This window comes from Micromonospora sp. BS32 (assembly GCF_059089345.1).
Genome location: NZ_JBSSHR010000021.1, coordinates 1 through 18,338, shown reverse-complemented (window position 1 = coordinate 18,338; position 18,338 = coordinate 1). Strand labels below are relative to the sequence as shown.

Annotated in this window: 20 protein-coding genes and 1 pseudogene; 11 read left to right on the top strand and 10 right to left on the bottom strand. The window is 73.7% G+C overall.

Features of this window, described 5'->3' with window-relative positions:
• Window positions 1-2 precede the first annotated feature (2 nt).
• Both AC5RWQ_RS24985 and AC5RWQ_RS24980 read right to left on the bottom strand, forming a co-directional pair.
• Window positions 3-1,163 (bottom strand): hypothetical protein, encoded by a 1,161-nt coding sequence (locus tag AC5RWQ_RS24985; protein ID WP_494285088.1) that lies wholly within the window; start codon window positions 1,161-1,163, stop codon window positions 3-5.
• Between the two features lie 31 nt (window positions 1,164-1,194).
• Window positions 1,195-2,535: an MFS transporter gene (locus tag AC5RWQ_RS24980; RefSeq protein ID WP_494285087.1), complete on the bottom strand. Its 1,341-nt coding sequence runs from the start codon at window positions 2,533-2,535 to the stop codon at window positions 1,195-1,197.
• A 64-nt stretch (window positions 2,536-2,599) separates the two neighbouring features.
• On the opposite strand from AC5RWQ_RS24980, the gene AC5RWQ_RS24975 reads away from it, so the two are divergent.
• The 4 genes from AC5RWQ_RS24975 to AC5RWQ_RS24960 are packed head-to-tail and all read left to right on the top strand — an operon-like array spanning window position 2,600 to window position 6,021.
• On the top strand, window positions 2,600-3,244 hold the full coding sequence (locus AC5RWQ_RS24975; RefSeq protein ID WP_494285151.1) for a TetR/AcrR family transcriptional regulator: 645 nt from the start codon (window positions 2,600-2,602) through the stop codon (window positions 3,242-3,244).
• 60 nt (window positions 3,245-3,304) lie between these two features.
• Entirely contained in the window at window positions 3,305-4,681 is a 1,377-nt protein-coding gene (locus tag AC5RWQ_RS24970) for a flavin-containing monooxygenase (RefSeq protein ID WP_494285086.1), read from the top strand.
• Window positions 4,678-5,502, top strand: coding sequence for an SDR family NAD(P)-dependent oxidoreductase (locus AC5RWQ_RS24965; RefSeq protein WP_494285085.1), 825 nt, complete (start codon window positions 4,678-4,680; stop codon window positions 5,500-5,502). Before AC5RWQ_RS24970 ends, AC5RWQ_RS24965 begins: the two co-directional genes overlap by 4 nt.
• 9 nt (window positions 5,503-5,511) lie before the next feature.
• A complete protein-coding gene (locus AC5RWQ_RS24960; protein WP_494285084.1) occupies window positions 5,512-6,021 on the top strand; it encodes an NUDIX hydrolase in 510 nt (169 codons plus the stop codon).
• Window positions 6,022-6,047: 26 nt separating this feature from the next.
• Here AC5RWQ_RS24960 and AC5RWQ_RS24955 read toward each other — a convergent pair whose 3' ends face one another.
• Window positions 6,048-6,698, bottom strand: coding sequence for a LysE family translocator (locus AC5RWQ_RS24955; RefSeq protein WP_494285083.1), 651 nt, complete (start codon window positions 6,696-6,698; stop codon window positions 6,048-6,050).
• Window positions 6,699-6,723: 25 nt separating this feature from the next.
• The gene (locus AC5RWQ_RS24950; RefSeq protein WP_494285082.1) at window positions 6,724-7,656 is read right to left on the bottom strand and encodes a DNA-3-methyladenine glycosylase family protein; all 933 of its coding nucleotides are present in this window, start codon (window positions 7,654-7,656) and stop codon (window positions 6,724-6,726) included.
• Between the two features lie 75 nt (window positions 7,657-7,731).
• Here AC5RWQ_RS24950 and AC5RWQ_RS24945 point away from each other — a divergent pair, with 75 nt between their 5' ends.
• Window positions 7,732-8,286: a GNAT family N-acetyltransferase gene (locus tag AC5RWQ_RS24945; RefSeq protein WP_494285081.1), complete on the top strand. Its 555-nt coding sequence runs from the start codon at window positions 7,732-7,734 to the stop codon at window positions 8,284-8,286.
• A 3-nt stretch (window positions 8,287-8,289) separates the two neighbouring features.
• Here the strand turns inward: AC5RWQ_RS24945 and AC5RWQ_RS24940 are convergent, their stop codons facing one another.
• Both AC5RWQ_RS24940 and AC5RWQ_RS24935 read right to left on the bottom strand, forming a co-directional pair.
• A complete protein-coding gene (locus AC5RWQ_RS24940) occupies window positions 8,290-9,015 on the bottom strand; it encodes a sulfite exporter TauE/SafE family protein (protein ID WP_494285080.1) in 726 nt (241 codons plus the stop codon).
• On the bottom strand, window positions 9,012-9,422 hold the full coding sequence (locus AC5RWQ_RS24935) for a YkvA family protein (protein ID WP_494285079.1): 411 nt from the start codon (window positions 9,420-9,422) through the stop codon (window positions 9,012-9,014). The genes AC5RWQ_RS24940 and AC5RWQ_RS24935 overlap by 4 nt, the downstream gene beginning before the upstream one ends.
• A 159-nt stretch (window positions 9,423-9,581) precedes the next feature.
• On the opposite strand from AC5RWQ_RS24935, the gene AC5RWQ_RS24930 reads away from it, so the two are divergent.
• Window positions 9,582-10,076, top strand: a complete 495-nt coding sequence (locus AC5RWQ_RS24930; RefSeq protein WP_494285078.1) for a DnaJ family domain-containing protein — start codon at window positions 9,582-9,584, stop codon at window positions 10,074-10,076.
• Between the two features lie 188 nt (window positions 10,077-10,264).
• On the opposite strand, the gene AC5RWQ_RS24925 is transcribed toward AC5RWQ_RS24930, so the two are convergent.
• Window positions 10,265-11,158, bottom strand: coding sequence for an alpha/beta fold hydrolase (locus AC5RWQ_RS24925; RefSeq protein WP_494285077.1), 894 nt, complete (start codon window positions 11,156-11,158; stop codon window positions 10,265-10,267).
• 48 nt (window positions 11,159-11,206) lie between these two features.
• Between AC5RWQ_RS24925 and AC5RWQ_RS24920 the strand changes: the two genes are divergently transcribed.
• On the top strand, window positions 11,207-11,809 hold the full coding sequence (locus AC5RWQ_RS24920) for a TetR/AcrR family transcriptional regulator (RefSeq protein WP_494285076.1): 603 nt from the start codon (window positions 11,207-11,209) through the stop codon (window positions 11,807-11,809).
• A gap of 78 nt (window positions 11,810-11,887) precedes the next feature.
• Here AC5RWQ_RS24920 and AC5RWQ_RS24915 read toward each other — a convergent pair whose 3' ends face one another.
• On the bottom strand, window positions 11,888-12,634 hold the full coding sequence (locus AC5RWQ_RS24915; RefSeq protein ID WP_494285075.1) for a helix-turn-helix domain-containing protein: 747 nt from the start codon (window positions 12,632-12,634) through the stop codon (window positions 11,888-11,890).
• A 226-nt stretch (window positions 12,635-12,860) separates the two neighbouring features.
• On the opposite strand from AC5RWQ_RS24915, the gene AC5RWQ_RS24910 reads away from it, so the two are divergent.
• Genes AC5RWQ_RS24910 through AC5RWQ_RS24900 form a run of 3 tightly spaced genes read left to right on the top strand, consistent with a single transcriptional unit; the run spans window position 12,861 to window position 15,249 of the window.
• Window positions 12,861-13,529, top strand: a complete 669-nt coding sequence (locus tag AC5RWQ_RS24910; RefSeq protein ID WP_494285074.1) for a DUF4097 family beta strand repeat-containing protein — start codon at window positions 12,861-12,863, stop codon at window positions 13,527-13,529.
• A gap of 11 nt (window positions 13,530-13,540) precedes the next feature.
• The gene (locus AC5RWQ_RS24905) at window positions 13,541-14,479 is read left to right on the top strand and encodes an ATP-binding cassette domain-containing protein (protein WP_494285073.1); all 939 of its coding nucleotides are present in this window, start codon (window positions 13,541-13,543) and stop codon (window positions 14,477-14,479) included.
• Window positions 14,476-15,249, top strand: a complete 774-nt coding sequence (locus tag AC5RWQ_RS24900) for an ABC transporter permease (protein WP_494285072.1) — start codon at window positions 14,476-14,478, stop codon at window positions 15,247-15,249. The genes AC5RWQ_RS24905 and AC5RWQ_RS24900 overlap by 4 nt, the downstream gene beginning before the upstream one ends.
• A 164-nt stretch (window positions 15,250-15,413) precedes the next feature.
• Here the strand turns inward: AC5RWQ_RS24900 and AC5RWQ_RS24895 are convergent, their stop codons facing one another.
• Window positions 15,414-16,616, bottom strand: a complete 1,203-nt coding sequence (locus tag AC5RWQ_RS24895) for an erythromycin esterase family protein (protein ID WP_494285071.1) — start codon at window positions 16,614-16,616, stop codon at window positions 15,414-15,416.
• 61 nt (window positions 16,617-16,677) lie between these two features.
• On the opposite strand from AC5RWQ_RS24895, the gene AC5RWQ_RS24890 reads away from it, so the two are divergent.
• Window positions 16,678-17,466, top strand: coding sequence for a TioE family transcriptional regulator (locus tag AC5RWQ_RS24890; protein WP_494285070.1), 789 nt, complete (start codon window positions 16,678-16,680; stop codon window positions 17,464-17,466).
• Between the two features lie 320 nt (window positions 17,467-17,786).
• Here the strand turns inward: AC5RWQ_RS24890 and AC5RWQ_RS24885 are convergent.
• A pseudogene (locus tag AC5RWQ_RS24885) lies at window positions 17,787-18,338 on the bottom strand (hypothetical protein); the annotation flags it as partial.

The following is an 18,338-nucleotide window of genomic DNA, read 5'->3' as shown; positions in this document are numbered from 1 at the left end:
GCTCAGCCGGGTCGACCGGCCGAGCCGAGTCGGGCCAGCGCGGCGGCCAGGTCGCTGACCTGGTCGGCGAGCTGCGCCGCCCGCCGCTGGGCGGCGTCCCGGTCACCCTCGGCGGCGTGCAGGCGGGCCTCCAGCCCGGCCAGCCGGGCCTGCGCGTCGGCGCCCGCCTGCCGCGCCGCGGCCAGTTCGGCGCCGACGGCGTCCCGCTGGACGGCCGCGGCGGCCAGTTCCTCACGGGCCCGCGCCGCCACCGCCGCCGTCTCCTGCCGGGCCGCCTCGGCCGCCGCCCGCGCGGCGTCGCGGTCACGGGCGGTCGCGTCGGCCTGCGCGCCGCTGCGCCGGGCCTGCTCCCGCGCCGCGTCCGCGTCGGTCCGGAACTGGCGGGCCTCGTCGCGCGCCGCGTCGGCGTCGGCCCGCGCCCGGGTCACCTCCGCCGCCGAACGCTCCGCCTGGCGCAGCGCCTCCCCGGCGGCGGCGGTGGCCCGCTCGGCGTCGGCGCGGGCGCCGTCGCGTTCCGCGGTGAGGTCGGCGACCCGCCGCCGCTCGGCGTCGCGTTCGGTGCGCAGCGTGCGCAGCTCGTGGCGGGCGGCGTCGCGGTCGCGTTCGGCCTGGACCCGCAGCGCCTCGGCGGCGCTGGCGTCGCGGCGGGCCGCGTCCCGGGCGGTCTCCGCCCGTTCGGCGCGCTCCGCCGCCTCGGCGGCGCTCGCCTCGGCCCGCCCGGCCAGCGCGCGGGCGGCGTCCCGGTCGGCGGCGGCGGCGCGGGCCTCCTGCCGGGCCCGGGTGGCCTCGGCGGCGGCCGCGTCGGCGTCGCGGCGGGCCTCGTCCCGCTCGGTGTGCGCCTGCGCCACCTGCGCGGCGGCCTCGGCCCGCAGCTGGGCGAGCTGCCGTTCCACCCCGACCGGGGAGAGCTCGGCGTGCAGCGCCTCGGTCAGCGACTCCACGATCTGGTCGAGGCGGTCCACCGCCTCCCAGGTGCGGGCCACCTGACCGGGCAGGCCGGGGGCGTTGCGGTGCCGCATCCGGGAGTTGCGCGACGCCCGCTGGCAGGCGCCGTCGTTGTCCCGGCAGTAGCGGAACGGCCGGCCCGCGCCGGCGCGCTGCGGCACCTCCCGTCCACAGTGCGCGCAGGGACGGGTCTCGGTGGGGGCGGGCTGGAGGTCCATCGAGGCGGAAGTGTACTGCCGCCGCCGATGGTCAGTGGGTGGCGCGGGCGGTGCGGTCGAGGGTGTAGCGGCGTTGCAGCAGCAGCGCCACCAGCATCGCCGCGGCGGGCAGCAACCCGAAACCCCAGCGGATCGCGGCCAGCGCCGGGGCCGGCTGGGTGACCGCCTGCCCGGCGGTGGAGGCGACGAAGCCGCCGGCGGCCAGGCAGAGCGCGTACGCCCAGGGGCCCAGCGCCGCGCCGACCGCCTCGGTGGCCGTCCACACCCCGGTGTAGGTGCCGGCGGCGCCGGTGCCGGCGCGGATCACGTCCGGCACCATCGCGAACGGCAGCAGCTGCATGCCCGCGAAGGCCACCCCGAGCACCGCCACCGCGGCGACCAGCACCGGCAGGCCCGCCGGCCGGCCCACCGCGAGCACCAGCGCGCCGGCGGCGAAGGCGCCCTGCGCACCCAGCAGCGCCCGCTGCTTGCCGACCCGGCGGGCCAGCACCAGCCAGCCGGGGGTGACCAGCAGCGCCGGGGCGACGAACGCGGCCACCAGCACCGTGGTCAGTCCCGGCCGGCCCAGCTCGTACTCGGCGTAGTAGGGAACCCCGGCCAGGACCAGGTGGGTGGTGGTGGACATGGCCAGGTACGCGCCGACCAGGGCGCGGAACTGCCGGTCACGCAGCGCGGCGGCCAGCGCCCGCCAGCCCCCGGCGTGCCCGGCGGGGGCCGCGGCGGCGGCCCGACGCAGCCGGGCGATCCCGGCGACGCCGACCAGCATGGCCGCCAGCATGCCGACCGCGAGCAGCGCGCCCATCCGCCGGTAGCCGTCCCGGGTGGCGTCGTCGCCGCCGGCCAGCAGGGGCGCCAGCAGGCCGGAGGCGAGGATGCCGAGGGTCAGCACCACCATCCGGAACGCCATCAGCCGGGTCCGCTCGTGGTAGCCGATCCGCAGGTCCGCGGGGGTGGCCAGGTAGGGGACCTGGTAGCTGGCGAAGAGCAGGTTGCCGGCGACGAACGCGACCGCCACCCAGCCCGCCGCCGCGGCGCCGGTCAGCGCGCCGGGAACGGCGAAGAGCGCGGCGAAGGCGACGGGCAGGGCGCAGCCGAGCAGCAGCAACCGCCGCCGGTCACCCCGACGGGCCTGCTCGACGTCGCAGCGGTGCCCGATCCAGGGGTGCAGCAGGACATCGGCGACCTTCGGCACCAGCAGGGTCAGCCCGGCCAGCCAGGGGGCCACCCCGAGGGTGTCGGTGAGGAAGTACAGCAGCAGCAGGCCCGGCACGGTCACCCACACGCCCATGCCGACGGAGCCGGCGGCGAAGCCGACCAGCGGCGTGCGGGGCAGCGCGGTGCTCGTGATCGGCTGCTGGTCGAGCCCGGTCATCGCCGCATCCTCCCGGCCAATCCAACGGTCGCTGGATTGTAGGGGCAGAATGGCGGCCATGACCATGCCCCGCCGCAGACCGGGCCGACCCCGCCGCGACGAGACCCGCGACACCCGCGAGGCGGTGCTCGCGGCGGCCACCACGCTCTTCGCCCAACGGGGCTTCGACGCCGTCGGGCTGCGCCAGGTCGCGGCCGCCGCCGGCGTCGACGTGGCCACGGTCTCGCACCACACGGGTACGAAGGCGCAGCTCTACGACGCCTGCTTCGCCCGGGTCTTCGCCGCCGAGCGGGAGGTCGTCGAGGGCGCCGCCGCCCGGGCCCGCGACGCCCTGGCTGCCGGGCCGGCCGCGGCCCGGCGGGCGCTGCACGACCTCGTCGACGTCTTCGTCGACTTCCTCGAGGACCGGCCGGAGACCACCGCGCTGTGGCTGCGGCGCTGGCTGGAGCCGCACCGGCACGCCGACCTCGACCAGCGGTACGCCGCCCCGCTGTACCAGCTGGTCGCCGAGCTGCTCAGCGCCGCCGCGACGGCCGGGGCGCTGGTCGAGCCGGCGCCCCAGGTCACCGTGCGCAGCCTGGTCTGGGCGGTGCACGGGCACGTGGTGGCGCTGGCCGCGGCCGACGGCTCGCCGGCCCGGGAGCGCCGCGAGTTCCGCGGCTTCGTGCACCGGTTCCTCGACGGGCTGTACGGCCCGGCCGGCACTTGACGCGCCGCGTCGGCCCGGCCATTATCCGACGGTCGTTGGATTAAGGGGAAGGAGCCGACCATGGGCGTGCAGCCCCGGGTGGCGGTGATCGGCGCGGGCGCGGCCGGTCTGGCGACCCTCAAGGCCCTCGCCGACGCCGGCGTGCCCGCGCTCTGCTTCGACTCCGGCGACCGGGTCGGTGGCCTCTGGGTGTACGGCGCGCCCGGCTCGCCCGCGTACCGCACCCTGCACCTGAACACCAGCCGGGGGCGCACCCAGTTCGCCGACCACCCGATGCCGGCGCACTGGCCCGACTTCCCCGACCACACCCGGGTCGCCGGCTGGCTCGCCGACTACGCCGACCGGTTCGGCCTGCACGAGGCGGTCCGGCTGCGGCACACCGTCGACCGGGTGGTCCCCGAGACCGGCGACCGGTGGACCGTGCACGCCGACGGCCCCGACGGCCCCGTCCAGGTCACCGTCGACGCCGTGGTGGTCGCCAACGGCCACAACCGGGTGCCGAACACCATCGGCGACGTCGCGGGCGCCAGCACCGCCACGCACCTGCACAGCCACGCATATCGTGGCCCCGAACAGCTCGCCGGCCGGCGGGTGCTGGTCGTCGGCGGCGGGAACTCCGCCATGGACATCGCCGTCGACGCCTCGTACGCCGCCGCCCGGACCCTGCTCTCGCTGCGCCGCGGCGTGTGGGTGGTGCCCAAGTACCTGCTCGGCCGCCCGTCGGACACCCTCAACGGGGCCCTGGCCCGGCGGCTGCCGTGGCGGCTGCGGCAACGGATCAGCCAGACCATGCTCGCCGCGACCGTCGGCAGTCCGACCCGCTACGGCCTGCCCGCGCCCGCCCACGGGTTCCTCCAGGACCATCCGACCCTCTCCGACGGCCTGCTGTCCCGGCTGGCCCACGGCGAGATCCAGGCGCGCCCCGGCATCGCCGGCTTCGACGGCGACACGGTCACCTTCACCGACGGCCGGACCGACGAGGTCGACCTGGTCATCTGGTGCACCGGCTACCGGGTGGAGATCCCGTTCCTCGACCCGGCGCTGCTCGGCGACGGCGCCGACACCCTGCCGCTGTACCGGCACGTCTTCCACCCGGACACGCCGGGACTGGCGTTCGTCGGGCTGATGCAGTCCACCGGCGCGGCGTTCCCCCTGGTAGAGGCGCAGGCCCGGCTGGTCGCCGCCCACCTCGCCGGCAGGTACGCGCTGCCCGACCGGCAGCAGCAGCACGCCGACATCCGGGCGGAGCTGCGCGCGGCGACCGCCCGCTGGGGCGCCCGCCGCCCCGCCGTGCGCGTCGACTTCGACGCCTACCTCGCCCAACTGGCCCGGGAGCTGACCGCCGGCACCCGCCGGGCGGCCCGCGGTCGGGGTGTCGCCTTCCCCGCTGCCCACCCGGCGGCCCCCGCCCCCGCAGCGACGAAGGAGAGCGCATGACCGGCCTGCACGAGCGTCGGGTGATCGTCACCGGCGCCCACGGCACCTTCGGCCGGCAGCTCTGCGCCGCGCTGCAGGCCGCCGGCGCCAACGTGGTCGGACTCGACCGGTTCACCGGCACCGCCGCCGGCGCGCCGGTCATCGGCTGCGACCTCACCGACCCCGCCGCCGTGCCCCCCGCCGTCCGCGCGGCCGTCGACCGGCTCGGCGGGCTGGACCTGCTGGTGAACAACGCCGGCGTCGGCGGCCCCGCCCCGGCGGAGCTGGCCCCCGACGAGGTGGTGCGCCAGCAGATCGAGGTGAACCTGCTCGCCGCCTGGCGGACCACCGCCGCCGCCCTGCCCGCCCTGGAGGCCGCCCGCGGCCGGGTCATCTTCGTGTCCAGCCGGATGGCGGTGCTGCCGCTGCCCCTGGCCGCCGCGTACGGGGTCAGCAAGCGGGCCCTGGTCGCGTACGCCGACGCACTGCGCCACGAGGTCGGCACCCACGTCGGCGTCAGCGTCGTCTACCCCAGCATGGTCGCCTCGCCGATCCACGACAGCACCGCCGAGGCCGGTTTGTCGCTGCGCGGGGTGTCCCGGCTGGAATCCGTCGACGGGGTGGTCGCGGCGATCCTGCGCGCCGCCACCGCCCGGCGGGCGCCCCGCGACGTGGCCACCACCCGGCGGGGACGCCTGGAGATGGCGCTGGCCCGGCACGCGCCGGCGCTGGCCGACCGGCTCGTGCGCCGGACCGTCGCCGGTCGGATCGCCGCCGGGGATCTCGACGCCGCGCCGCTGGCGGCCGGGATGGTCCGCCGGCACCGCGACGCCGCCGGCTAGGTTGGCCCGATGGCCGTCCCCCCGTACGTCGCCCGGCTGCGTGCCCACATCGGACACGACCTGCTCCTGCTGCCGGGGGTCACCGCGGTCGTGCGCGACGACGCCGGCCGGGTCCGGCTCGCCCGGCGCAGCGACAACGGCCACTGGTCACTGCCCGCCGGCATCATCGACCCCGGCGAGCAGCCCGCCGACGCGGTGCTGCGCGAGGTGTACGAGGAGACCGGCGTGCGGGTGGCCGTCGACGGGGTCGGCGGCGTGGCCACCCACCCGGTGGTCTACCCCAACGGCGACGTCTGCGAATACCTCAACGTCTGGTTCCACTGCCGGCCGGTGGGCGGCCAACCGCGGGCCGACGACGACGAGTCCACCGAGGTGGGCTGGTTCGACCCGCTCGCCCTGCCCGCCCTCAATGACTGGGTGCGGCTGCTGATCGACACGACACTCCAGGGCGACGCGCCCGCCTGGCACGCCCGCCCCGGCGAGCGACACCCCGCGCTCGGCCAGCCCGACGCGCTCTGAACGACACGTCGAGGACGCCGCCGCGGTCAGCCCGCGGCGACGGCGGCCCGGGACCGGTCGGCGGCGATCCGCACCGCCAGGCCGGCCAGGACGCTGCCCATCACGTACCGCTGCGCCCGCGCCCAGGCGGGCCGGCGGGTCAGGAAGGCCGACACCGCGCCGGCGGTCAGCACGATCAGGGCGTTCACCGTCAGGGCGATCCCGATCTGGGTGAGCCCGAGCAGCAGGCTCTGCACCGCCACGTGCCCGCGCGCCGGATCGATGAACTGCGGCAGCAGGGAGACATACAGGATGGCGATCTTCGGGTTGAGCAGGTTGGTCACCAGGCCCATGGTGAACAGCCGGCGCGGCCGGTCCGGTGGCAGCGGCGCCGGGGTGAACGCCGAGTGCCCGCCCGGGCGCACCGTGCGCCAGGCCAGCCAGAGCAGGTACGCCGCGCCGGCCAGCTTCACCGCCCGGTAGAGCGGCGGCACCAGCACGAACACGGTGGCGATCCCGGCCACCGCCGCGGCCAGGTAGACCAGGAAGCCGACGGCCACGCCGAGTAGCGACACCAGCCCCGCGCGCCGGCCCTGGGTGACCGACCGGGACACCAGGTAGACCATGTTCGGCCCGGGTGTCAGCACCAGACCCAACGCCACCAGGGCGATCCCCACCACCGCGCCGACCGTCACCATCGCCGCCCCCGCCTCTCGTACCCGCTCAGACCCTACGCCCGCCGGCGATCTCGCCGGTCTCGTCCTCCCTCCAGGTGCGCAGCAGCAGGCTCACCCACGTCCGGTACGGCCGCCACCGGTCGCTGATCCGGGCCAGGGTCTCGTCGTCGGCGTCGGCGGGCAGACGGTAGGCGTCCCGCACGGCCTGCCGCAGCCGACGTTCGCTGCGCGGCGCCACGTCGGGCGCGCCGGCGCCGCGCAGCAGGATCAGCTCGGCGGAGAACGGCCCGACGCCGGGCAGCGCGGTCAACTCCCGCAGGGCGTCGGCCGGCTCGAGGGCCCGCAGCCGGGCCGCGTCCAGGCTGCCGTCCAGCGCCGCCTCGGCGATGCCGCGCAGCCATTCCGGCTTGCGGCCGGCCAGCCCGAGGCCGGTCAGCTCGCCTGCGGCGTCGCGCAGCACGGCCGGGGCGGGGAACGCGGTGACCGGGCCGTCGGGCAGCGGGGTCGCCGTGCCGAGTCGCTCGGTGAGCCGGGCCTTGACCGTGGCGGCCTGGGTGATCCGGATCCGATGGCTGATCACCGCCCAGCAGGCCGCCTCGTACGGCGACCAGAAGGTCACCGGACGCAGGCCCGGATAGCGCCGCTGCAACCCGCCCACCACCGGGTCGTCGGCGCCGATTCGCGCGAACCCGGTGCCGTCGACGTCCAGCGACAGGATCCGCCGCAGCTGGGCGCGCACCGCCTCCCGCTCGGGCGCGGCGCCGGCCGGGAAGACCCGGGCGTGCACCACACCGTCGGCGCCCTGCAGGACCTCGACGCCGACCGGGGTCCACCCGCCCTCCACGGGGAAGGCCACCCGCAGCACCGGCTGATCCGCGCCGGCGTGGCCGGCCGGGGCGAAGCCCTCCAGGAAGCGGATGCTCGCGGCCAGCGAGAACGGGCCGCGCGGGGTCATCGTGAACTGCTCCGCTGTGCTCATCGACGCCAGGTGTACCAGCGGGGGCCGACAGATCGGGGTCTTTCCGCCGGGGCGTTCAGCGGTGACACTGCTCAGATGTCCGTCGTCCTGCGGGTGCCGCCCACCACGTCCGCCGCCGAACTCGTCCTGCGTCCGTGGCGCGACGACGACGTCAACGCGCTGCTGGAGGTCTACCGGGATCCGGAACTGCGCGCCCGGACCCGGCAGCCGGTGGGCACCGCGGCCGAGGCGCGCCGCTGGGTGGCCCGCCACCGGCAGGGCTGGGCGGCGGGGCGCCGCTTCGGCTTCGCCGTGTGCGAGACGGACCGGGCCAACGGTGGGCACCGCCTCGTCGCCTGCGTCGTGCTCAAGGACGTCACGCCGGGCCGGCCGGACGCCGAGGTGGGCTACTGGACGGCTGCGGCGGCTCGCGGTCGGGGAGTGGCCCCGCGCGCCGTCGACGCCGTGAGCGGCTGGGCGTTCACCCGGTTCGCCGCCGCCGGGCTGACCCGGCTGGAGCTGCTGCACCAGATCGACAACCCTGCCTCCTGCCGGGTGGCGGAGAAGTCCGGGTACGGGTTCGTGGAGGTGCTGCCCGCCCGGCCGCCGTTCCCGCGCGACGGGCACCGGCACGTCCGGTGGCGCAACTGATCCTCACCCGCCGGCCAGAAACAGCACGCCGGCGGCGACCAGGCCCACCTCGACCAGGAGCACGAAGAGCCGGTCGCTGATCCGCGCCACGATCCGCCGCCCGGCCGCCGCGCCGAGCAGGGTGGCCGGGGTCAACGCCGCGCCGAGCAGCAGCACCTGACGGTCCAGCAGGCCGCCGGCGCCGTAGCCGGCGGTCTTGGCCAGGTGCAGGGTCAGCGCGCCGGCCGCCTCGGTGCCCACGTACGCGGCCCGGGTCAGCCCGTACGCGAGGAAGAACGGCGCGGTCAGCGGCCCGACGGAGCCCAGCAGCGCCGAGCCCAGCCCGGACGCCGCGCCGACCGCGACGAAGGTCCGGTCGCCGGGTCGGGCCGGGTCCGGTCGCCACCGCCGCCAGGCCACCACGGCCAGCAGGAACCCCCCGAGCAGCCGTTTCAGTGCGGCCATCGGGGCGTGTGCCAGCAGCAGCGCCCCGGCCAGGGCGAACGGCACCGCGCCGAGGGCGAACCGGCCCACCAGCGGCCGGCACAGCTCGCGGCGGTTGAGCCACACCCGGGCGCCGTTGCTGGACAGCTGCGCCAGGGTGAGCACCGGCACGGCGACCCGCAGCCCGAACAGCGCGGTGAAGACCGGCAGCAGCAGCACGCCGCCGCCGAAACCGGTCACCGCGGACAGCAGTGCCAGGCCGAAGGCCGCCGCGGAGGCGACCAGCAGGGTCTCGACCGGGCTCACGCCGGCGGGGCGGCCGCCCCGGCCGGGCCGAGCAGCCGCAGCAGCAGCCGCGGTTCACCGGGCCAGGCGGCGAGCAGCACCTCGCGGGGCACCTGCCGGCCCGCGTAGCGCAACGCCAGGGCGACCACCACGATGTCGTCGAGCGGACCGATGACCGGCAGGAACTCCGGGATCAGGTCGATCGGGCTGGCCAGCCAGATCCCGGCCACCACGATCGCGATCTTCGCCTTGCGGGGGACCCGGGGATCGGCGCGCAGCCGCCGTACCGTGGTCAGGCAGTCGGGGATGAACGCGGCCAGGTCGCGCAGGATCCCCGGCGGGAGCCGCCGGGCCAGCAGCACCAGCAGCGCCCAGCTGGCCAGCAGGCAGGCCACCGCCATGCCGAGCCCGATCAGCCAGTCCCGCACGCCGTCCTCCTCGACCGGTCCGGGTCGACCGGCGTCGACCCTGCGGGGAATGTACGCCCCGGTGTGCGGGTCCGCCCGTCGGCCGGGAATGCCTGCCGCCGCGGGCACGCTGAACCTCGGCGGTAGCCCGGTTACGGTGGTTCGGGGAGGTGGACGACGGTGAGCAACGCGTGGGAAGCGGCGGTCGAGGCGCAGATCCGCACCGCCCAGCAGCGCGGCGAGTTCGACAACCTGCCGGGCATGGGCAAGCCGATCCCCGGCCGGGACGCCCCCTACGACGAGTCCTGGTGGATCAAGAGCTTCCTGGAGCGCGAGAAGCTCCCCTCCGACCTGCTGCTGCCCACCCCGTTGCAGCTGCGCCGCCGGATCGAGCAGGTCCCCGACGAGGTCCGGGACCTGCCCACCGAGGAGTCTGTCCGGGCGTACGTCGGGGTGTTGAACGCCGAGATCGTCGCCTGGCTGCGTAACCCCACCGGGCCGCGGGTCGCGGTCCGGCCGGTCAACGTCGAGGAGACGGTACGGCGCTGGCGCGCGGACCGGGAGCAGCGGTCGGCGGCGGCCCGGGCTGCGGCGGCCCCGACCGAGATGACGCCCGCCGTGACCCGGACGGCCCGGCGCCGTCGTTGGCGGCTGCCGTGGCGGCGCCCGCGCTGACGGCACCGTCATCCCTACCGGCGATGACGGTCAGGCCCGGTGCGGGGGTCGGCGGGCAGGACGCCGGCAGCAGCCTCGCCGTAGGTTCCAGCAAAAACCAACGTCTGCTGGAACCTACGGCGAGGTCACATCACGCCAAGCGTCCCGAGGGAACGGGTCGCTTCCGCGGGCCGACAAACCGTACGGCGTCAGCGGTGCCACCCGGTCCGGGTAGCCAGGAACTCTTCGATGCGGGCGGCGACCAGGTCCGGGGAGTGCAGGGGCAGGTCGTGTCCGGCGTGCGGGACGATCTCGGTGCGGGACGCCGGCATGAGGGTGCGAATACGTTCGGAGACGGCTCTCGCGTCGTACATCTGACTGCGGGCGCCGAGCAGGACCAGGGTGGGGGTGCCGATCGAGGCCAGCTCGTCGTCGGTGAGCGGGGTGGCGGCTGGTAGCCGCCGCCGGAACGACAGGGATGCCCGCAGTAGGCCCATGAGTTCCTCGTCGCGCAGGGTGGCGTTGGCCAGCAGGCCCGCCAGGCGGCGGCGTACCGGCCCGGGCGAGAGGCTGGCCAGGCCGCCGGCGATCACCCAGAGCAGGAACCGGCCGCTGACGACACCGAATCCCGCCGGGTCGATCAGGGTCAGGCTGGCACTACGGCCGCGGAACTGCAGCTCGTGGCGCAACGCCAACCAGCCGCCATAGGACATGCCGACGACGTGCGCCCGCTGCGCGCCGAGGACGGCGAGCGCCTCGGCCAGGCAGTCGACAGCGTCGCGGTCACTGGTGATTGGCGCGGTCTGCCGGGCCGCGCCGGGCTCGCCGACCAGGTCCAAGGCGATGACCGGATGGCAAGTGGCCAGACGCGCCACGTACCGGGTCCAGCTCAGGGCGTTGCCGCCGGCGCCGGGCAGCAGCACGACCGGCGTGCCCTGCGTGGCGCCGAAGCGGTACGCGATGACGTCACCGAAGCGAGTCGGCGCGACCACCGTCTCCGGCTGCACGGGCCACAGCCGCGCCAGCGCCTCCTGGTAGGCGGTGTGGAATCGTGTCCGGGCGCGGTCGCCGGTGAAGTCGCTGATCTGATCCGGCGCTTTCATGATACGACCGTATCATGAAAGGGATTCCGAGCATATGGATGGTGCCCAATGCCCAAACGCGTCGACCATGACCAGCGGCGACGCCACATCGCCGGCGCTCTGCTGCGCATCGCCGAGCAGCGCGGTCTGCAGCACGCGAGCATGCGTGAGGTCGCCGCGACCGCCGAGGTGTCCGTGCGGCTGGTGCAGTACTACTTCCGCACCAAGGACGAGCTGCTCCTGGCGGCTCTCGGCTACCTGGCCGAAGAGCTCGGCGACCGGGTCGCTCGCCGCATCAAGGAGCTCGGCTCGCCACCCGCCCCGCGCGAGGTCGTATCCGCGACCCTGACCGCGATCCTGCCGACCGACGCGGAGAGCACCCGACTGACCCGCACCTATGCGGCCTTCTACAGCCTGGTCCTCGCCGAGCCCGAACTGACCAGGCATGGAGCACCCCACCCCGACCTGCTCGAACGCTTTCTCACCAACCAGCTCAGCGCCGCCCAGCAGGCCGGCACCGCGCACACCGATCTGGACCCTGAACTCACCGCCGCAGGCCTGCTCGCCCTCACCAACGGCCTCGGCTCCAGCGTCCTCGGCGGACAGCGCGACGCCGACGCCGCACTGCGCATCCTCACCTACCACCTCGACCGCCTGTTCCTTCCCTCCTGAGGCACCATCCGGCCGTAGCCCTCGCAAGCCGCCCCTTGCTCCCTGTGCGGCTACCGACGCCGCCCCCCGGGGTAAGCCTCAGGAACGTGGGTTGGCAGTGCCGCCTGAGGTCGCTTCGGCTTTCGCGTGGAGGACTTCGCGGGCCTGTTCGGCGGCGCGGGTGATGCTTTCGCTGATGAAGTCGAGGAAGCGGGCGATGTTCTCCAGGCGGGTGGCGGCGGGGGTGTCGGGGCCCAGGATGGCGACGCCTTGGCGGGCGGTTTCGACGACCTGGTCGTTGGCTCGGGCGCTGGCGATCGTCGCCTGATAGAAGAGTTCGTCGTCGACGACGTAGCGGTCGCGGCGGTGTTCGTCGCGTTCTCGGCGGACGAGGCTCTGGCTCTCCAGGAAGGCGATCGCTTTGGAGATGGACGCCGGGCTGACCTGGAGGCGCTGGGCGAGTTGGGACGCGGTGAGGCTGCCCGCGTCGGTGGTGACCAGGCAGGTCAGCACCCGGGCCGTCATCTTGGTCAGGCCCGAGGCCATGAGGACGGTGGTGAACGTCTCCTCGTACTCGGCCACGGCCTCGGCGTCGCGTCCGTGCGGCTGGGGGACGGACTCCGCCCCTCGGGAGGAGGCGGGCCTGCGCCGGTGGGCGCGGCGTTCGGTGGCGCGGTGGGCCAGGTCGGCGCGGTAGGCGGTGGGGCCGCCGTTGCGCATCACCTCACGCGTGATCGTCGAGGTCGGACGATCGATGCGTCTGGCGATCTCCGCGTAGGCGAGGTCGTCGGCCAGCCCCAGCGCGATCTGCTGGCGTTCCTGCTGGGTGAGTCTGCCCCCCGGCATCGCGATCTCCCTTCACGCTTTCATGACGCCCGCAGCATAGCGTTCACTCCAATCCAATGCAACGAACATGCCAGCCGCCGTTGCGTTGAAACTAATAACGTTGCAACGAAAAAGGCGCCCTGAACTGCAGCATTGCTGACCGTGCGCAACAACGTTGTTGTGCGGATCAATGAACGCAACGTAGCGTTTCCGGTGTCAGAAACACAAAGCGCAGGAGGAGAGCACGATGCAGAAGTTCGACACCCCGGCCCCGATCTCCGCCGTCCTCGACATTCCCGCGGGTCGCGTCCGGTTCATCGCCGCCGACCGGGCCGACACCACGGTCGAGGTCCTGCCCGCGGACGCCTCGAAGGGCCGCGACGTGAAGATGGCGGAGCAGACCAAGGTCGAGTACGGCGACGGAGTCCTGCGGATTGGGGCCTCGGGGAAGAACCAGCTCCTCGGCCCCTCCGGATCCATCGAGGTGACGGTCCAGCTGCCCGCCGGTTCCCGGGTAGAGGCGAAGGCGGCCAGCGCCGAATTCCGGGCCGTCGGACGGTTCGGCGACGTCACCTTCGAAGGCGCGTACGGCTCGATCAAGCTCGACGAGGCCGCGAGCGTCCGCCTCACCGCCGTCGCCGGTGACGTCTCGGTCGGCCGCCTCAACGGCCCCGGGGAGATCAGCACCGGAAAGGGCGACATCCGCATCGCCGAGGCCGTGCGCGGCAGGGTCGTGCTGCGTACCGAGGCCGGCGAGGTGTCGGTCGGCGCCGCCGCCGGAGTCTCGGCCTGCCTGGACGCCGGCACCTCCTACGGCCGGATCCACAACGCGCTCAAGAACACCGAAGGCGCCGCCGCCCAGCTCGACATCCACGCGACCACCGCCTACGGCGACATCGTCGCCCGCAGCCTCTGAGGAGCACCAACATGACGAACCTGGCCATCGCGGCGAACGGGCTGTGCAAGTCCTATGGCGACAAGGTCGTGCTCGACGGCGTCGACCTGGCCGTCCCCGAAGGAACAGTCTTCGCCCTGCTCGGCCCGAACGGCGCCGGCAAGACCACCACCGTCCAGATCCTGTCCACCCTGACCCCGGCTGACGGCGGCACCGTCCAGGTCGCCGGCCATGACCTGGCCCGCAGGCCGGACGACGTGCGGGGCGCGATCGGCGTCACCGGCCAGTACTCGGCCGTCGACAAGCTGCTCACCGGCGAGGAGAACCTGCTCCTCATGGCCGACCTCAGGCACCTGTCCCGCAGGGACGGTAAGCGCAGGGCCGCCGAACTGCTCGACCGCTTCGACCTGGTCGACGCTGCGCGCAAACCCGCCGGCAACTACTCCGGCGGCATGCAACGCCGGCTCGACCTGGCGATGAGCCTGGTCGGTGACCCCCGCCTGATCTTCCTGGACGAGCCCACCACCGGCCTCGACCCGCGTAGCCGCCGCTCCATGTGGCAGATCGTGCGCGAACTCGTCGCGAGCGGCGTCACCATCTTCCTCACCACCCAGTACCTGGAGGAGGCCGACGAGCTCGCCGACCGCATCGCCCTGCTCGACCACGGACGGCTGATCGCCGAAGGCACCGCCGAGGAGCTCAAGCGGCGCATCCCCGGCGGCCACATCGAGCTCACCTTCACCGACACGCACCTGCTCGACGCCGCTCGCCACCTCCTCGGCGCAGGGATCGCCGATCCCGAGGCGCTCACACTGCAGGTGCAGAGCGACGGAGGCGTCCGCGCGATTCGCGAGCTGCTCGCCCTCCTGGACGAACGCTCGATCGACATCGACGCCATGAGCGTCCACACCCCCGACCTCGACGACGTCTTCCTCACCCTCACCGGCCGGCAGAAGGAGGCCACCCGATGAGCACCCTCACCCTGGCCATGCGCGACTCCTCCACCATGGTCCGGCGCCAGCTCAAGCGCCTGCTGCGCTACCCGTCCATGACCGTGCAGCTGATCGCCACGCCCGTGATCATCCTGTTCCTGTTCGTCTACGTCTTCGGCGGCACCCTCGGCGATGGACTCGGCGGCGGCCGCGACACCTACGCCAACTATGTCGTCCCCGGCATCCTGCTCATGGCGGCCGCCACGGCCGCGACCGGAACCGCCGTCATGGTCGCCACCGACATGACCGAAGGCATCATCGCCCGCTTCCGCACCATGCGGATCTCCCGGGCCTCGGTCCTCACCGGCCACGTCGTCGGCAGCGTCATCCAGCAGCTCCTCGGCATGGCCGTCCTCATCGGCATCGCCCTGGCGATCGGCTTCCGCCCGAACGCCACCGCCGGTGAATGGCTGGCCGCCACCGGAATGCTCACCCTGTTCGTCGTGGCTATCACCTGGCTGTCGGTCGCCCTCGGCCTGAATTCCCCGACCCCCGAGGCCGCCAGCAACGCCCCGATGCCCCTGATCCTGCTGCCCTTCCTCGGCAGCGGCTTCGTCCCCACCGACTCCATGCCCACCGTCCTTCGCTGGTTCGCCGAATACCAGCCCTTCACCCCGATCATGGAAACCGTTCGCGGTCTCCTCCTCGGGACCCCGATCGGCAACAGCGCCGCCATCGCCACCGCCTGGTGCGTCGGCATCGGCGCCGTCTCCTACCTCTGGGCCAAGAAGACCTTCAACAAGGCCTGACCGTGAACCGGACGAACAGGGCCGTCAGACCGCCGGGTCTGACGGCCCTGAACCTCCGCAGGTAGTCCAGCGCCTTGGCCAGCCCGGACGCCCTCGACGAGTAGCCGACGACGCCGACCGCCACCTGGACCAGTACTGGTCAGTTGTTGCTGAACGCTGGAGGGCTAGCTCCGCCGGGCATCCTTGACGAACACGATCCCGTCGTTGCTGGCCACCTGGGCCGGGTCCAGTGGGGAGTAGCCGTACCAGGGGGAGACGCGGGGAACGGGTGTCACGTCGCCGAGGACGGTGGCCAGCCGGCGGGCGTCGACGACGTACCGGTCCTTCGGGAGCGCGTACAGCAGACCTTCGATGGTGTCCGGAGGTGGGGTGTCCACGCCATGGTGGCGGATCGTGCCGAGGGCTGTGGGCAGGAAGGCGTACCCGTCGCCCAGGTGGGCGCTGACGATCGCGCCGGCGCTCCACCACTGCAGCGGCAGGTCGCCCATGCGCATCGTGCTCTTGTCCCGCTGGAGGTGGCCGTTGTGGGCGTTCACCAGCGTCGGACTCCGTTCGGCGAGGGCGAGCAGGTTGGCGGCCATCATCGAGTCCCGCAGGGCCAGCAACCGCGCCATGCGGCTGGGTGACGTGTCGGCCATCCAGAAGTGGTATCGCAGCAGCCCGGTGGCGGTGCGCCCGTACAGGCGTGCCCGGTCCCAGTCGTCCGGTGAGGACGCCGCGATCAGCTGTGGCGTCTGCGCGTCGAGCAGCGTCACCAGGTCGTCGGTGAGCAGCCGCAGCTGCTTGGCCTCGGGTGTCTGCCCCACGGACTCCGACGGGTCCATCATCGCGGCAGGGTTCGTCCAGCGGTCGTCGGCGCCGAGCAGGCGGTCGAGCGTATCGGCGGCGCAGGGGAGCAGGTCGGCGTCGGCCCAGGCGGTGAGGTAGGCGTGCAGTGCGGTGAGGGCCTGCCGAGGGCTCGCGGCGCCGGTGATCTCCAGCGGGCCGTCGAAACCGGCGAAGCGCAGCCGCTCTGACACGGGCCGGTCGTCGTTGTACGCGCGCATCCAGCGCACCAGCTCGCGGTTGGCCGCGAAGGCGCCCCACTCGTGGCTGAAGCCACGCTCCATGACCTCGTCGAGGGTGCCCGTGCCGGACGTGACGTAGTCGTCCACGACCAGGCCCATCATGCAGTCGCTCTCCATGGCGATCGTCCGGTAGCCCTCCTGCTCGGCGAGTTGCCGGAAGATCTCGTTCCGCAGCTCGAGCAGAGCGTCCTCGCCATGGGTCGGCTCACCCAGGGCAAGCAGCCGCGGCCGGGCCGGGAGCAACCCCATGACGGAGGCAGCGTCGACGGCATGGGCGGCGTCTGTGATACCAGCAGTCATGCCCTCAACGGTATCGTTGAACCGACGGTGGAAACTTCTCGTCGATATGAGCAGAGCGGCGATGCGAAACCTTCAAAGCGGCGGACAACTCAGGCCGGTTGACCTGGCGCGAGCGCACGGTCTGTCCACACAGGCGATCAGGAACTACGAGGCGGCCGGCATCCTTCCGGCGGCTGAACGCACCCCGCATGGCTACCGCACCTACACGCCGCTGCACGCGCAGGCATTGCGTGCGTTCCTCACCCTCGCGCTCGGACACGGCCACCAGACGGCCACGTCGATCATGCAGGCGATCAACCGGGACGCGATCGGGGATGCGCTCCAGCTCATCGACGAGAGTCACGCCCAGCTTCTTGACGACCGTCGGACCCTCCAGGCCGTCGAAGTCGCTGTTCGTGACCTCGAACCCGCTCCGCCGGAACGAGGCAGCATGTTCGTCGGTCCACTGGCGAGAAGGCTCGGGATTCGCCCGGCCACGCTGCGCAAGTGGGAACGCGCCGGCCTGGTCCAGCCGCGCCGAGACCCGCGGACGGGCTATCGGGTCTACAGCGCGGCCGACGTGCGCGACGCACTGCTGACCCACCAGCTCAGACGGGGCGGCTACCTGCTCGAACAGGTCGCCCCGCTGATTGCCCAGGTCCGCTCCGCCGGAGGCATCGCGCCGCTCGAGTCCATGCTCCGCGACTGGCGTGCGCGCCTGTCGGCCAGGAGCCGCGCCATGCTCACCGGCGCTGCCGCACTGGACGCCTACCTCGACTGCCGACCGACCCCGCCCGAGGACGGGCCGAGGTCCCGCGCCGCCGCCTCGTCAACCACGAACCCGACTCAGCCGCCCCACAGCTCCCGCTGATCGTCGCCGTCGTCCCCCAAACGGTCGTTTCCGGGACGCTCAACTGGGTCCCGAAACCCGTACCGACTCCGCGTGTCGTCGACCAGGTCCCGGGACGGTCATCGGCATGACGACCGCCCACACCGCCACGGCGCGGCGCGCCCGCACGACCGGATCCGTGTCAGGTACGCCCGGGTCTCCACCCGCAGCCAGGACCACCAGGCCCAGCCGGACCGCAGCTCCCGGTACGACGAACGTGATTACATGTACCGGGCCGCCGTGGACGTCATCACCATGAAGATTCGGCTACGAGACCTCACGCAAGACTCGGGGTGACACGGTCAATCGGCCAGCTCATCAACGCTGCGTACTGCCGCCGAGAGCAACGCCGGGTCGGGCGCGGCGGCGAGTACGTCGGCGTATTTGATCGCGTGCGGATCGCCGATCGCCACCGCCCGGTCGGCCAGCTCCGCGATGGTGAGGTCGGGGCGAGGCTGCGGTAGCAGGCGCGGTTCGGCCGGTGCGTATGCGGCAGTGACCGCAGCCGTTGCCGCCCAGGCCGCGGCGAGACTTGCCGGCCACATCGCCTCGGGAAGAACCGGCAGGACGCGCATGACCGCGTTCGGTGCGGTGACGGCGTGCACCAGCATCACCGGGTTGCCGTACCCGTAGCTGCCGTGCCGCTCGGCGGCCGCCCTCACCACAGCCGCAAGCCGCGCCGCCGGTAAGCAGATAACCGAACTCACCGAGCAGACCCGGCGGTTGATCGGGTCTGCTGCACCGGTAGGTGACATCTGAGATGGCTTGCCCTGGTGGCGGGCTGGAAGGATGTTGCTGTGCCCAAGCCCTACCCTCGTGAGTTCCGCGATGATGTTGTGCGGGTGGCCCGTGAC